At 60.4% G+C, this 14292-nt stretch carries 11 protein-coding genes; 7 read left to right on the plus strand and 4 right to left on the minus strand.

The genetic code is table 11. The features are described from left to right. The first annotated feature begins 45 nt into the window (after window positions 1–45). The 3 genes from NKH73_RS21210 (at window position 46) to NKH73_RS21220 (ending at window position 3996) form a co-directional block, all read left to right on the plus strand. Complete coding sequence (locus tag NKH73_RS21210) at window positions 46–1545, plus strand: aldehyde dehydrogenase family protein (RefSeq protein ID WP_352935840.1); 1500 nt, start codon at window positions 46–48, stop codon at window positions 1543–1545. A gap of 54 nt (window positions 1546–1599) precedes the next feature. Further along, complete coding sequence (locus NKH73_RS21215) at window positions 1600–3237, plus strand: choline dehydrogenase (RefSeq protein WP_352935843.1); 1638 nt, start codon at window positions 1600–1602, stop codon at window positions 3235–3237. A gap of 102 nt (window positions 3238–3339) precedes the next feature. Beyond that, window positions 3340–3996, plus strand: coding sequence for a GntR family transcriptional regulator (locus NKH73_RS21220; protein WP_352935846.1), 657 nt, complete (start codon window positions 3340–3342; stop codon window positions 3994–3996). A gap of 43 nt (window positions 3997–4039) precedes the next feature. Here the strand turns inward: NKH73_RS21220 and NKH73_RS21225 are convergent, their stop codons facing one another. From NKH73_RS21225 to NKH73_RS21240, 4 genes are read right to left on the minus strand one after another with little or no spacing between them, the layout of a single operon-like run. Further along, window positions 4040–5140 (minus strand): ABC transporter ATP-binding protein, encoded by a 1101-nt coding sequence (locus tag NKH73_RS21225; protein ID WP_352935849.1) that lies wholly within the window; start codon window positions 5138–5140, stop codon window positions 4040–4042. A 27-nt stretch (window positions 5141–5167) separates the two neighbouring features. After that, the gene (locus NKH73_RS21230) at window positions 5168–6535 is read right to left on the minus strand and encodes a Xaa-Pro aminopeptidase (protein WP_352935851.1); all 1368 of its coding nucleotides are present in this window, start codon (window positions 6533–6535) and stop codon (window positions 5168–5170) included. Window positions 6536–6592: 57 nt separating this feature from the next. Beyond that, complete coding sequence (locus NKH73_RS21235) at window positions 6593–8080, minus strand: M81 family metallopeptidase (protein WP_352935854.1); 1488 nt, start codon at window positions 8078–8080, stop codon at window positions 6593–6595. A gap of 31 nt (window positions 8081–8111) precedes the next feature. Beyond that, on the minus strand, window positions 8112–9272 hold the full coding sequence (locus NKH73_RS21240; RefSeq protein ID WP_352935857.1) for an ROK family protein: 1161 nt from the start codon (window positions 9270–9272) through the stop codon (window positions 8112–8114). A 269-nt stretch (window positions 9273–9541) separates the two neighbouring features. Between NKH73_RS21240 and NKH73_RS21245 the strand changes: the two genes are divergently transcribed. The 4 genes from NKH73_RS21245 to NKH73_RS21260 all read left to right on the plus strand — a co-directional run bounded on the left by NKH73_RS21245 (window position 9542) and on the right by NKH73_RS21260 (window position 14100). Continuing rightward, window positions 9542–10816 (plus strand): ABC transporter substrate-binding protein, encoded by a 1275-nt coding sequence (locus NKH73_RS21245; RefSeq protein WP_352935860.1) that lies wholly within the window; start codon window positions 9542–9544, stop codon window positions 10814–10816. A gap of 269 nt (window positions 10817–11085) precedes the next feature. After that, complete coding sequence (locus NKH73_RS21250; RefSeq protein WP_352935863.1) at window positions 11086–11808, plus strand: carbohydrate ABC transporter permease; 723 nt, start codon at window positions 11086–11088, stop codon at window positions 11806–11808. A 1-nt stretch (window position 11809) separates the two neighbouring features. After that, the gene (locus NKH73_RS21255; protein WP_352935865.1) at window positions 11810–12628 is read left to right on the plus strand and encodes a carbohydrate ABC transporter permease; all 819 of its coding nucleotides are present in this window, start codon (window positions 11810–11812) and stop codon (window positions 12626–12628) included. Between the two features lie 317 nt (window positions 12629–12945). Next, a complete protein-coding gene (locus NKH73_RS21260) occupies window positions 12946–14100 on the plus strand; it encodes an ABC transporter substrate-binding protein (RefSeq protein WP_352935868.1) in 1155 nt (384 codons plus the stop codon). Window positions 14101–14292 lie beyond the last annotated feature (192 nt).

The raw sequence follows: 14292 nt of genomic DNA on the forward strand, positions 1-14292 counted from the left end.
CGGTTGCGCTTCTAAGCCGCAGCCGATGTGTCAGGGATGGACTGTATGGATAAAGTTCCAATGTTCGGCGTGCCCGATCTGAAGCAGGTCCGCGATATGGCGCGCCGGCTGGACACGTCCTGGATCGGCGGCGGCTTTTCACGCGACGGCGGCTCCGAGATCGCAAACATCATGTCTCCCCGCGACGGGGAGACGATCAGCGAGGTCGCCTTTGCCAGCGAGAGGCAGGTAGATCTCGCGGTGCAGGCTGCCCGTACGGCGCTGAAGGCGGATTGGGGCGGGATTGGGCACGAAGGGCGTGCGGCGTTGATCCGTGCGCTGGCGGACGCCATCGAAAAAAATCGGCTCGAATTGGCGCTTCTCGAAAGCCTCGACGTCGGCAAGCCGATCCTGCATTCCTACAATGACGATGTGCCGACGACGATCGGCGTGCTGCGCTGGTATGCCAGCCTGACCGAAACCGCCTACGATCTCAGCCCTGCCCGTCGCAAGGGCGTGCTCAGCCAGATCGTGCGCGAGCCGCAAGGCGTGGTCGGCATCGTCCTGCCCTGGAATTACCCGCTGACCACGCTGGCGCTGAAGATCGGCCCGGCGCTGGCCGCCGGCAACACGGTCGTCTGCAAGCCGGCCGACGATACGCCGCTCACCACGCTGCGGCTGGCGGAATTGGCGATCGAAGCGGGTTTCCCGGCTGGCGTCATCAATGTCGTGCCCGGCACCGGCGCGGTTGCCGGAAAGGCGCTGGGCCTGCATGGCGATGTGTCGGCGATCAACTTCACCGGCTCGACCGCTACCGGACGGCGCTTTCTGCACTATTCGGCCGATTCGAACCTGAAGGAAATTTCGCTGGAATGCGGCGGCAAGAATCCTGCCATCATCCTGCCCGATGTCAAATCGCTCGACCGTTTCGCAGACGAAATTTCAGCCGGCTTTCTGATGAATTCCGGCCAGCTCTGTTCGTCGATATCGAGGGTTCTCGCGCCGCGCACGCTGGAAGCCGATCTTCGCGACATGCTTGCCGCGAAAATGAAGGAATGGCCGATCGGCGATCCTTTCGATCCGGCCACGCGCATCGGGCCGCTGGTCAGCGACGTCCATGCGGCCAAGGTCCATCACGCCATCGACACTGAGAAGCGGCGCAACAATGATTTCAGCGAGTCGGCAGCCGAAATCACGGGCGCGTCGCCACGCCTGACAAAGCCGGTGGTGTTCTTCGACGTCGCCGAAAATGCCGATGCCTGGAGAGAGGAAATTTTCGGGCCGGTTTTGTCCGTCAGGTTCTACGATGAATTGGATGATGCCGTTCGCAGCGCCAATGACACGCAATATGGCCTGAGTGCCTATGTCTTCGGCGACGATCCAGACGCAATTGGCGAGGCATCGGCTACGCTCGACGCGGGTTTCGTGGCGATTAACGCCTTCTGCGAGGGCGATTGCACGACTCCGTTCGGCGGCTTCAAGACGTCCGGCTTCGGCGGCAAGGACAAAGGCATTCATTCGCTCGACCAGTATTCCCGGACCAAAAGCATCTGGTGGGCGACATAGGAATTCAGCCTGGCCCGAAACAATCGCCCAGGTGCAAGTGAAGGTAAGTTCGACATGGCTTCCAAGGCGTATGACTACATCGTCGTCGGGGCAGGTGCCGCCGGTTCGATCGTCGCCGCCAGGCTAGGCGAGGACAAGAGCGTTCGGGTGCTGGTGCTGGAGGCCGGCCCGAGCGACAATTCCATCTACGTTCGAATGCCGGCCGCCATGTCCTACCCGCTGACCGACCAGCGCCGGATCTGGAGTTTCGAGACGGGACCGGAGGCCGCGCTCGGCGAGCGCATGATCACGCATGTCAGGGGCAAGATGCTGGGCGGCTCCGGGTCGCTCAACGGCATGGTCTATGTCCGCGGCAATCCGCGCGATTTCGACGGCTGGGCGCAGGACGGTCTGCCGGATTGGTCGTATGCGCATTGCCTGCCCTATTTCAAGAGGCTGGAGACTTACGACAAGGGCGCCAATGCCTATCGGGGCGGCGACGGGCCAATCGCGGTCACGACGCTCAAAGGCGATCTGCCGGTCTTCAAGGCGTTTCTCGAGGCTGGTCAACAGGCGGGTCATCCAATCAATCCCGACTACAATGCCTATCGCCAGGAAGGCGTCCATATTTACCAGGCGAACATCGACAGGGGTGTGCGGGCGAGCGGCGGCAGGGCCTATCTCAGGCCTGCCATGCGCAAGGGCAATGTCGAGCTGAAGCTCAACGCGCTGGTGCATCGGGTCAATTTCGACGGCAAGCGCGCGGTCGGCGTTACCTACGAGACGGATGGCGCCGTCCACACCGTCGAAGCCGGACGCGAAGTGGTGCTGTGCGGCGGCGCCTTCAACTCGCCGCAGCTTTTGCTGCTGTCGGGCGTCGGTCGCTCAGACGAACTGGGCAGTCTGGGCATCAAGTCGGTCGCAGACGTGCCCGGGGTCGGCAAGGGGCTGGTCGACCATGTCGCCGTTTCGGTGCGTTACAGGGCATCGCGTCGGGGCGTCTCGCCCGCCATGGACCTGAACATGTTCAAGATGGGCCTGATCGGCGCGCAATGGCTGTTCCTGCGTTCCGGGCTCGGTGTGACAAATCTTTGGGAAGTCGGCACGTTCTTCAGGAGCAGTGCGGCTGCCGATTATGCCAACATCCAACACGAGTTTTTGCCGATGCTGGGCGAACTTATGCACGGCAAGGTCAATATCGAGGAGGGGTTCCAATACCAGACATGCCTGATGCGACCGAAGAGCCGGGGCGCCGTTACGCTGAAATCAGCTGACCCGCGGATGCATCCGTCGATCGTTTCCAATTACCTCGCGCATCCGCAAGACCAGCGGGATCTGATCGACGGCGTGCGTCACACCGACGAGATCATCCAGCAGCGCGCCTGGGACGGCATGCGCGGGCAAGCCTTGACGCCTGGGATCAGAACGATGCCCGATGCCGAAGTGCTTGCCTGGCTAAAGGAAAACCTCGGCACGCAATACCACCCCTGCTCGACCTGCCGTATGGGCGTCGACGACATGTCGGTGGTCGACGCCAACGGAAAGGTGCACGAGACCGAGGGATTGCGTGTCATCGATGCGTCGGTCATGCCGCGTATCACCAGCGGCAATTTGCACTGCCCGACGATGATGATCGCGGAAAAGCTTGTGGACCGCGTGCGCGGGCGCGCGCCGCTGTCGCCAGAGGCGGCAGAATATGCGGATCAGCGTTGATGCGATGCCGACATTGGACCTCAAGGAAATATTGGATACGATCCTGCGACAAGTAGAACGATTCTGAAAGCGCCTGCTATGCCGACACCGCCGAAGCCTCTGTTGCAGCGCCAGACCGTAACCGCGATGGTGGCGGAATATATAGCCGCCAAAATTATTGGCGGCGATTATCCCGGCGGCCATCAGATCCGCCAGGAAGCGATCGCGGCCGAGTTGGGCGTCAGCCGGATCCCGGTGCGCGAGGCGCTTCTGCAACTGGAAGCCGAAGGTCTTGTCGTCATCAGGACGCATCGTGGCGCAGTCGTTTCCGATTTATCGGCTGACGATGCGATCGACCTGTTCGACGCACGGCTTCTGCTGGAACCGTTCCTCGTCAAAAAGGCCATAGCGCGCCTGTCCAATCAGGACATCGCCAATGCCGAGCGGGCGCTTCAGGATTACGAGGCTGCTATCGCCAGGGGCGATCCGAAGGAGCTCAGCCGTCTCAACTGGGCCTTTCACACGGCGCTGCTCGAACCGTCGATGCGACCGCGCTCGATGGCGGTGCTTCAAACGCTCTACAGTTCGGCGGATCGCTATCTGCGCCTGCAGATCGAACCGTTGAAGGCGCAGACCAAAGCGCTGCAGGAGCATCGTGACATTTTTGAAGCCTATCGCCGGCGTGACGCGGTCGAAACGTCGAGGCTGCTCAAGAAGCATGTCGCCGATGCGGCCGATGAGATCGTCAGCCAACTGAAGCGGGGCGAAGCAGCCAGCTGATCCTGTCCCGGATTTTTCGATTCCGGTCGCGTTCACAGTTCCCTTATTCACCGTACAGAGTGCTGCCGCTTTGGCGGTCGAAGACATAGATGTCTTGCGGGTCGACAAAGAGGGGAAGTTCGCTTCCTCGTCGCAAGGAACCATCGGGCGGTACACGCGCAACCGCCTTCGTGCCAGCGATGGTGAAGTGAACGAGCGTGTCCATTCCAAGAGGTTCGACGAGCTCCGCAGCGGCGCTGATCCTGTTTCCAGACTGGCCGCCTTTGGGGGTGGGCGAAAGATGTTCGGGCCGGATGCCGAGATCAACAATCTGTCCCGCCACATCGGCGAATCTGGAGACGCTACTCGGCAGTTCGAGGCGTGTGCCATCGGACAGGACGCCGCTGAATCGATCGTCGTTTCGTTCGAGCGTCGCGCTGACGAAATTCATGCCCGGCGATCCGATAAATCCGGCCACGAACTTGGTTGCGGGCCTCAGATATAGTTCCTGAGGCGGCGCTATCTGCTCGATCCTGCCGGCATTCATCACCACGACCCTGTCGGCAAGCGTCATCGCCTCGATCTGATCATGGGTGACATAGACGGTCGTGGTCGGCACCGCTTCGTGGATCTGTTTAATCTCGGCACGCATCTGGACGCGGAGTTTGGCGTCGAGGTTCGAGAGTGGCTCGTCGAAAAGAAAGACCGCCGGATTCCTGATCATCGCGCGGCCCATGGCAACGCGCTGGCGCTGTCCCCCGGAGAGTTGTCTTGGCTTGCGTTTGAGCAGATGTTCGATATCCAGGATCCGGGCGGTCTCGGCCAGTCGCGTCTGGATTTCGCCGCGCGGCGTCTTCTTCAAACGCAACCCGAACGTGATGTTGTCCTCTACCGAGAGATGCGGGTAGAGCGCGTAATTCTGGAAAACCATGGCGATGTCGCGCTCTCCCGGCAACAGGTCGTTGACCCGCCGCTCGCCGATTTTGATCTCGCCATCCGTTATCGTCTCCAATCCCGCGATCATGCGCAGCGTGGTGGACTTTCCGCAGCCAGAGGGGCCGACAAGGACCACGAATTCATGATCCTTGATCGCGAGATCGATCCCGTGGACGGTCTGAACGCCTCCATAGGCCTTCACGACGTTGTTCAGCTTGATGGCGGCCATCGGACCCTCCGGTGCTGGATCTCAGGGCTATCTATCGCGGACGAGGACGTTGTCGCTCTCGAGCCAGAAAGGCGCGAAATAAAGCGGTGTCGAGGAAAGCGGCAGGATGTCCGGCCGCAGTTCGACACCGAGCCTGTCTTTCATGAAGTCGCGGCGTGCCGCCATGCGCTTGAAGACCGCCGGATGTTTGGTCTCCAGCTCGGCCCGAAGCGCCTCATCGGCAAGCACGACCGCGTCCTCGCAGTTCAGCGCCCAGCCGTCGGCGATCGGCGTCGGGATGATATCGACCTGGAAATGCATGCCCGAGCGGATACGATCCGTGGATCCTGGCCGGATCGGGCTGTGCGTCCATTCCTCGTAGCCGCCGAGATGCCCCGGGTTCAGCGCCGGCCTCAGCTTCGCTTTCGCGAGCGTCGATGTCACAGCCTCATGAAGAGTGCCGCCCTCGACACCGATCGCGGCCGTCTCATACCAGGAGATCAAGCCCTGGAAGTAGCCTTTGGCGATGGCGAGAAATTCGCTATTGGCACGATCGAGAAGGCCTGCCCGGGAGGAAAGGCCGCCCCAATGTCCGACCGCGGTCGTCACGCCGTCGCCCCGCCTGAGCTTGCGGCCCGTTGCACTTCGCAGGCCAATCACCGGCTCGCCCTTGCTGGCCGATGCGAACATGGTGTGGACGTTCAGCGGGTCTCCGGCATAGCCCATGCGCGCAACCGCATCGAACTCGCTGTCGCCCTCCCGCACTCCCGAAACAATCCGCCACATTGCCAACGAGCTGCGTGATGCTGCCCATTCGAACGCCGCGATCTGATCGGCGTCGATGGTGACGGCGATGCCGTTTTCAGGATGCATCAGGATATGGGTTACGTCCCGCAATCCGCCGGAAGCGCCAACTGCTCGCTGGAACGCCTGCACGTGGACCGCGGGAACGAAAAAGGCCGTTTCGGGAGCTTCGTCCTCGAACGGTTCGAGATATTTCCAGCCCACCAGCCCTACGGTGTCGCCGGCTTGCATTCCAGCATCGCCGAGACGGTCGGAAAAGCGAGGGAAGCGAGAGCGATCCTGCGCCATGAGGCTCAATGTCTGGGCCAGAAGCACGCTCATCCCGGGCAGACGCGCCAGCGGCGCGTAGCTCTCGCACTCGTTGCCCGTGAGAAGCACGCGCTTGTCGTTTGGCCCAAGCAGGAGGAAGGCTTCTTCGAAGCGCGGTTCGAAACCGCTCAGGAAAGCGACGTTGCCGAAATGCTCCCGGTCCGCATAGACCGCCAGCCAGTCGCATCCCGCCTTGTCGTAGGCAGCGCGGGCGCGCGCATCGTATATTTCAACGGGAATGTCCGGCTTTTCGCCGAGGGAGCCGAAGTCCGGCAACCGAACGGAGGTGAGGGATATGGTCATTTGGCGTCCTTTTTTTCGTGTCGGTGCAAGAACAATGAAAATCGACTGCGAGGGAGATCAATCGCCGTAGATTCGGGCCTGCGCGTCCCAGGCAAAATCCTTGTCGAGAGGGTAGGTTGGACGCGGCAAAACGTTCCATTGGAGCCGCGCCATGTTCAGTTGCGAGGTGCCGTCGCTGAGCAAGAGGATATGCCGGGCGCAGATGTCCTCGAGTTGCGGGTGAAGATAGCCAAGCTTGACGACATACGCGTTGTGCCCTGTCGGATCGATGTCCATTGCCAGGAAATGGTGCGGCGTGGTTATGCCGATGGCATTGGCATGGAATGTTGCAATGACGTTGCCGCTGCGAACCTTGGCCCAGGCGCCTTCCCTGGACCGGTATGGTTGGAACCCCGGCAGCACCAATTCCTCTCCGCATGCCTCGACGAGCACGCTCACGCGATACGCCGTCTTCGGGCGGGAAAGGTGCTCGCTTCCCAACTCGATCTCGACCGTCGAGCCGACCCCGGCCTGGACGAGCCTGCGGACGGTTTCGGGAGCGGTAATGCCAGCGACCACGATGTCGCTGACCAGCTCGTCTGCAAGCGCCGCCTGCAATACAAGCGTCAGGTCTCCGGCCGCACCCGCCGTCGTGTTGTCTCCGGAATCGGATACGAAAACGGGACGCTCGGGACATTCGACCGCGAGCCGCAACCCGTGGCGAACCTCCGCAGTCTCCATCTTGAGATCGAATTCGGCGCGTCTGGCCCATATCGCCTGCGCCAATCGTGTCGCCTGTGCACGCGCGACCTCGGCATCGCCATCGCTTACCGCAATCGCCGACACGGCGGTCCACGGCCTGTCGTTCCACGCGAACCCGACAAGGATGTTTGCTTCCATCATGCCCGGCACGCTGTCGTATTCCGGCAGCGCGCCGTAGAGGCTTTTCGCGGGCTCCAGTGCCGTGACCGCAGTCTCGCCAGGGACGAGGATCGGCAGGCTGACGACGGATTTCTTGGGCGTGATACCGGTTCGGATGACCCGGATAAGCTGGTCTGCCGCCCGGTACCCCGTCTGCCTGTCGTCACGGTGTGGCGCGGTGCGCAGAACGCTGATCACCGTTGATGCGTCGAGAAGTTCCGGAGTCATGTCGCCATGCAGATCAAGCGACAGTCCGATCGGCACATCCGGTCCGAGGGCATTCCTGATGGCACGGATGAAATCGGTATCTGCGTCGACGTCCAGCCCCTGGACTTCCAACGCGCCATGATTGGCGATCAGCATCCCATCGAACGGACCGTGTGTGCTGATGAGCGCGAGCGTCTTGTCCTTGACCTCTCGGTATGCCGACAATTCGAGCGGGCCGCCGGGCAACGCAGTGGCCCAGTACAACGGCACCGCCTCGACGTCGCTATCTTCCGCCATGCGCGCCAGCATGCCTCGGACCATCCAGACATCGCCTTCGGACATGTCCTTGCCGGTGTAGTGCTGTATTGCGTCCCATGTGGTCGGGACCGGGGAGGCGAGCATGATCTCGATGGAGAGGCCGACAATAGCTATGCGCATTCTCTGACTTTCGAACTGACCTGAGCTGAATTCACGGAAGCACGTGGGGGGAGTCGAGACCGGTGACACCATCGAGCGCGAGCGCGACACCGCCGAGAAACGGGCTGACGGTCGACAGTTGCGAGAAAATGACCTTGGTCTGAACCGACATCGAAGGATGCGCCAGTCGTTGCATCGCGCGCTCGACCGCCGGCCGCAGATAGGGCTCGGCGCTCGCCATATCGCCGCCGAGGCAAACCAGCGGCGGATTGAAGATGTTCACGAGACTGGAAATCGCCGAACCGAGGACGGCGCCGGCATTGTCGAGCACGCCGACAACCACTTCGTCATTGGCGTCGGCGCGCTCCATAATGTCCTTGAACGAGGATGGCCGATTCCCGGTCAGCCTGTCGATCTCCTCTGCCAGCCCGGGCTCGGAAAGATAAGGCGAAAGGCAACCCGAGGCGCCGCACGAACAATAGCGGCCCTGCGGGACAACCTTGATGTGCCCCAGTTCGCCCGCCAGTCCGCTGGCGCCGCGATAAATGTTGCCGTCAAGGAACAGGGCGCCGCCGACACCCGAGCCCGAAAACAGGTAGATGAAATCCTTGATGTCGATGCATTCGCCGAACATGTATTCCGCCATAGCGGCGGCCTTGCCGTCATTGCCCGCGAAAATGGGCGCATCGAGTGCCTCGGAGAACATATCCACCACCGGGACCCCGCGCCATCCAAGGACGGGTGCGTGAAGCAGCACGCCTTCGTCGGTGAGGAGGCCCGGGAGCGAAATGCCGACACCGAGCGTGTCGCTGGTGCGGCCGCATTCCGCGACGATTTCCTTGACTCCTTGGGCGACGAGATCGGCGACCCCGTCGAGCTTTCCGTCGAAGGCCTGGGCCCTCGAGGATAGGGGGATTCCGTCGAGCGCGGCAGCGACATAGCCGATTGTGTCCGCCTCGATCTGGACGCCGACGATCAGACCGCTTTCAGGAGAAATGGTAAGACCTTCCATGGGGCGGCCAGGTTTGTTGCTGGTCGCTACAGGATTGCGTTCGACCAGGCCCAACTCACTGAATTGATTGATAATCGAGGAAACGACCGACTTGTCGATGCCCGTCCTTGCAACGATATCGCGCTGCGAAACGTTGGGCTCGATGCGTATCCTGTGAAAGATCGCATTGGCATTGAAATGCCTGATGTACGACTTGCCCAAGCCTCGCTCCGATATTTTTCTTGTTATGAGAATAATTGATACGAGGAGATCAACCGCATTGTCAATCTCCGGGCAGTCATCGAATCCCATGTTTCAAAAAAGCTAAGGTAAAACAAAGATGTAGGCCAAATCTCTGGTCGATCGCATTCGACGATTCGGATATTTTGCGCGCAATCTGTTGACGTCTGTCGATTTTTGGAGGTAGGTTTTTCTTGTTTACAGAATATATGCCGAGGACACCAACGCTCGGCTCAACAGAGGGTAGAACAATGCGTAACTTGAAGTGGATCGGCGTGGCGCTTGGCGTGCTCGCCGGCGCATCAGCGGCCAGGGCCGACGGTCCGAAGGAGCTTTGGCATTATTATGCGGCCGGATCTGAAAAGGCCGGCATCGAAGCCTTGATCGCTTTCGCCAACAAACAGAATCCCGACAATCAGATCGTAGGCAAGGTGATCCCGGGCAACGCGGTTGAAATGCGTCGCCAATTGCAGACTGCCTTCATGGGAGACACGCCGCCGGCCGCATATCAGAGCTCGATGGCGTTCGAACTCAAGACCTTCGTCGACAGCGGCAAGCTCCATGATCTTTCGGAGACCTGGGCGAAAATCAAGGGCGACGAGATTTTCCCGGAGGGCGTGCAGCGCGTCGTCAAGGTCGACGGCAAGCCCTATGGCATCCCCTATGATTTGTCGCTGATCAACAACATCTTCTACAGCAAGGCGATCTTCGAAAAGGCCGGGCTTCAGCCTCCCAACGACTATGAGGGCCTGGTCGCCGTTTGCGACAAGCTGCGTGCTGCCGGCGTCGAGCCCCTGGGCAATGCAGGAGGCCCATTCTGGAGCCTGTACAATTTCTACGCGCCGCTCGTCTCCACCGTTGGCACCGAGGGCTACTACAAGATCGCGAGCGGCGAGCTTGGCTTCGACAGCCCGGAATTCCGCAAGGCTATCGAGCTTTATCGCGATACCATGGTCAAGTGCTACGCCAAGAACTGGAGCGGCAAGACCTGGACCCAGACAGCCGACGATGTCGTCAACGGCAATACCGGGATGTTCATGATGGGCGCCTGGGCGGCGGCCTATTTCAAACAGGCGGGTTTCGCACCCGTTGAGAAGTTTGACGTGTTTCCAGCGCCTGGCACGGAGGGCAAGGCCATCTTCCAGATGGATGCCTTTGCCGTTCCGGAAGGTCCGGCCGACACGCTCGAAACCGCTGAGAAATTCGTCATCTCGGCGGCGTCGGCAGAAGGCCAGGCAGCCTTTGCTGTCCCGAAAGGCTCGCTCGCGCCAAACGTGACCGTCGATCCGTCGATCTATGGTGCCGTCGGCGCGAAATTCGCCGAGCAGCTGGCGGATGCGTCGAAGACCAACGCGGTGCTGCCGAACCTGTTCTTCCTACTGCCGACGAAAGTCGGCACCGAACTCGGCGTCCAGCTCGAGAAATTCGCGATCGACCCTTCCGATGCAAATGAGAGCGAGTTGATCTCGACGCTTGAGAGCCTCCGGCAGGAAGCCCAGGCGGAGGGTGCTTACCTGAAGTGGTGATCTCCGGGTCGGGCCGACCATGCCGGCCCGACTTCCTCCTTGACCGCGCGGCATCAGCTCACAAGAGACAATTCGACATGCCCAACTTCCAACTCATACGCCGGAAGTTTCAGACCGCAGGGATGACGCAGGCAATCTTCTTGTCGCTCCCCGTGACCCTTTTTGCTGTTTTCTATGTCTATCCCATCATTTCCACATTTAATTTGTCGCTTCACAGTTGGGATGGTTTCTCGCCCACGCCGAAATATGTAGGGCTGCGGAACTACGTCGTGCTGCTTCACCAGTCGCGCTTCTACCACGCCGTCCTCAACAACATTTCTTGGCTCGTCTTCCTCTTGCTTGGACCGACAAGCCTCGGCCTGCTCCTGGCGGCCCTGCTCGACAGGGGCATGAGAGGCGAGTCGGTCTTCCGGGTCGTCTTCTTCCTGCCTTTCACCATCCCGGCCGTTGCCGTGGCTGCGATTTGGCGCTGGATGTATGAGCCGACCAGCGGCCTGCTGACGACGATCCTCCAGTCGATCGGGCTGGGCGGCCTGGCCCAGAACTGGCTGGGCGACCCTTCGATCGTCAATTTCGCGCTCATGGGTTCGATGCTGTGGTGGACGACCGGTTTCGCCTTCCTGGTGTTCTTCGCCGGCCTTCGCAATATTCCGGTGGAGTACATAGAGGCCGCGAGGATCGAGGGCGCGACGCCCTGGCAGGTGTTCTGGAAGGTCAGCTTCCCGCTTCTGTGGCCCTCGACGATCGTCGTCCTCGGCATGGCAGCGGTCGACGCGATGCGCTTGTTCGACATCGTCTGGGCGATGACCAATGGCGGCCCCGCATACGCATCCGAGGTACTCGCCACGCAGATGTACGATACTGCCTTCGGCAGGTTCGAAATGGGCCGTGCCAGTGCGATCTCAGTCTACCTTCTCGTGATCGCTGGCGTCATCATCATGCCTTACATCCACCAACTGGCAAAACGCGTCCAGAACGCCGAGGCGGAATAGCATGAACACAGCGGTTGCCAGGCGCACGGCGTTGCCCTTTTCGATCCTGGTGGCGGCAGCGGTGATATTCGCCGCGCCCTTGGTCGTCGCATTCCTGACGTCGCTCAAATCGCCATCCGAAATAACGCGGGTGATCGCGTTGCCGAACGAGCTCTACTTCCAGAATTACGCCATCGCTTACGATCGGATGGGGCGAAGCTTCCTGAACTCGATTGCGATCACGGTGCCATCGGTGATCTTCTCGCTGCTGGTCGGCGCGATCTCAGGCTATCCGCTTGCCTATATGCGCGGAGCCGGCGGACGGGCGGTCTATTTTTTCCTGCTGACGGGCATGCTCGTGCCGTTCCAGATCGTTCAGATTCCTTTATTCTTTCTGATCAGGTCGATCGGTCTTTACGACAGCATTCCCGGCATGTGGCTGGTGCACACCGCCTACAGCGTTCCCTTCTGCACCTTCTTCATGCGCAATTTCTTCGCCTCGGTACCGAGGTCGATGTATGAGGCGGCGCTGATCGACGGCTGCACTCCGGCAGGTTACTTCTGGCGGCTTCTGCTTCCGGCGTCGGGATCAGGTCTCGCTGCGCTTGCGATCATCCAGAGCCGCGCCATCTGGAACGACCTGCTTTTTGCCATCACCTTGACGACGAGTGACAAAGCGACGCCTGTCACGGCGACGATAGCCGGCTTCGCCAGCAGCCTGCAGGTCGAGTACGGTCCGCTGATGGCAGCCACGCTTATCTCGCTTCTTCCGGTGATGGTCACCTATCTGCTCTTCCAAAAGGCATTTGTGCACGGCCTGCTTGGCGGAGCCGGGAAGTAATTCCAGCTCGATCTGGATCGTGGCCGCCCGAACGGACGGCGACACAACCCCAATTTCGGGCTCGTCACATTGGCGGCCGGCCTTTTCGCACGCGCATGAAACGTTAAGCGTCAGCCACTGCCATACAAGCGCTCGTAACCCCTTGAGCGGACCGGCGTCCGAGGCGTCCGATATCCCGATCCGCCACGAAATCTTCAAAAGGAAATCAAAGCCAGGCCTTGAGCGGCAGGACGATTTCGTTTGACTCCGATGATTATTGTATCCAATATCCTGTAAAGCAAGGTTGTCGAAGCTGCCAACAAAAAGGGGAACTCACCATGACGCGCAAAGCAGGAGACGAAGCCAATTCGTGCTTGTTCACATCGGCGATCAGCAGGAGAGCCGCTCTTGCCGGGATGGCCGGCCTGGGAGCCGGGGCATTCCTGTTTAGACTGTCCTCGCTGCCGGCGCAGGCCGCTGCGGGCGGCGAACTCCAGGTCATGGCTTGGGAAGGCTATGACTTGACCAGCGAGCTTTCTGACTGGTGCAAGGCAAATGGCGTGACGGTGGAGGCCACGTCGATCGCTAATCAGGACGACGTGCAGGCAAAGTTCGTGGCCGGCAACCCGCCGCCTATCGATCTGGCCGAATACAATCAGGCCTATGCCGATCTCTACATCAGGGAAATGAAGATCGTAAATCCGATCGATATGTCGAAAGTGCCGAACTACAATGCCGACGATCTCTTCGGCCAGTTTTACGACCAGCCGACATGGTTCGCTGACGGGCAACATTGGGGATCGCCTTATATCTGGGGCTTCAATACGATCCTGTTCAATGCCGACAAACTGGCCAAGCCGGCATCCTATGCCGACCTGCTCGATCCCTCGCTCAAGGGCAAGATCGCCATTATGGACGACACGGTAAGTTCCTGGCCGGTGGCTGCGCGCGTTGCCGGCTTCGGTGACAAATATCCGCTGCTGACCAAGGACGAGCTCGGCAAGACTTTCCAGGAATTCTCCAAATACCGTGCTCAGGCCCGCGTCATCGCCCTCAACCAGGGTGAGCTTGTCAACCTCATGGTTTCCGGCGAGGTCGTAGCAGCCCTTTGCGCCGATCCCTCGATCATCACGCAGACGGACCAGCAGAACATGAAGATCGAAATGGCGATGCCGAAGGAAGGTCCGATCCTGTGGGTGGACGCCTGGTTCATTCCGGTTTCGGCGGACAATATCGAGGCCGCTCACGCGTTCATCAACCAGTCGCTCGATCCCGCGGTGCAGGCCAAGGTTGCCATGGCTGTAGTACAGGCTCCGGTTTCCAGGAAGGCGGTCGCACTGCTTGATGAGAAGTCGCGCAGCCGCATCGACTATGACGCCATCGACACGATGTTCGCAGCCGGCCTGCCCGGCATTCCGCCGCGGGCATCCGACACCCATGCCACCTATGACGACTGGATCGCGGCGTGGCAGGAATTCAAGGCAGGGATGTAGATATTCCCCGTTTCAACAGGTTGAATTGAGAATTGGCTATCGGCGTTGTTGCCGATAGCGCGTTCTTGCGTGGGATCGGTCCATGAAGGCATCAAGAATTACCGCATCGGCCCGAAAATCGCACTCGATTTTCGGAAAGCACGATGCGTAGATTTAAAGTGTTAGAGCGTCCTTTGCGCGTCCAAAAGGATG

This window comes from Mesorhizobium sp. M0938 (assembly GCF_040319125.1).
Taxonomy (GTDB): Bacteria; Pseudomonadota; Alphaproteobacteria; order Rhizobiales; family Rhizobiaceae; genus Mesorhizobium; species Mesorhizobium robiniae.

Bases quoted from the DNA above. Each gene is read 5' to 3' on its own strand.
- NKH73_RS21230 (WP_352935851.1), bottom strand. From the start codon at position 6,535: ATGACCATATCCCTCACCTCCGTTCGGTTGCCGGACTTCGGCTCCCTC.
- NKH73_RS21210 (WP_352935840.1), top strand. From the start codon at position 46: ATGGATAAAGTTCCAATGTTCGGCGTGCCCGATCTGAAGCAGGTCCGC.
- NKH73_RS21215 (WP_352935843.1), top strand. From the start codon at position 1,600: ATGGCTTCCAAGGCGTATGACTACATCGTCGTCGGGGCAGGTGCCGCC.
- NKH73_RS21235 (WP_352935854.1), bottom strand. From the start codon at position 8,080: ATGCGCATAGCTATTGTCGGCCTCTCCATCGAGATCATGCTCGCCTCC.
- NKH73_RS21255 (WP_352935865.1), top strand. From the start codon at position 11,810: ATGAACACAGCGGTTGCCAGGCGCACGGCGTTGCCCTTTTCGATCCTG.
- NKH73_RS21260 (WP_352935868.1), top strand. From the start codon at position 12,946: ATGACGCGCAAAGCAGGAGACGAAGCCAATTCGTGCTTGTTCACATCG.
- NKH73_RS21225 (WP_352935849.1), bottom strand. From the start codon at position 5,140: ATGGCCGCCATCAAGCTGAACAACGTCGTGAAGGCCTATGGAGGCGTT.
- NKH73_RS21245 (WP_352935860.1), top strand. From the start codon at position 9,542: ATGCGTAACTTGAAGTGGATCGGCGTGGCGCTTGGCGTGCTCGCCGGC.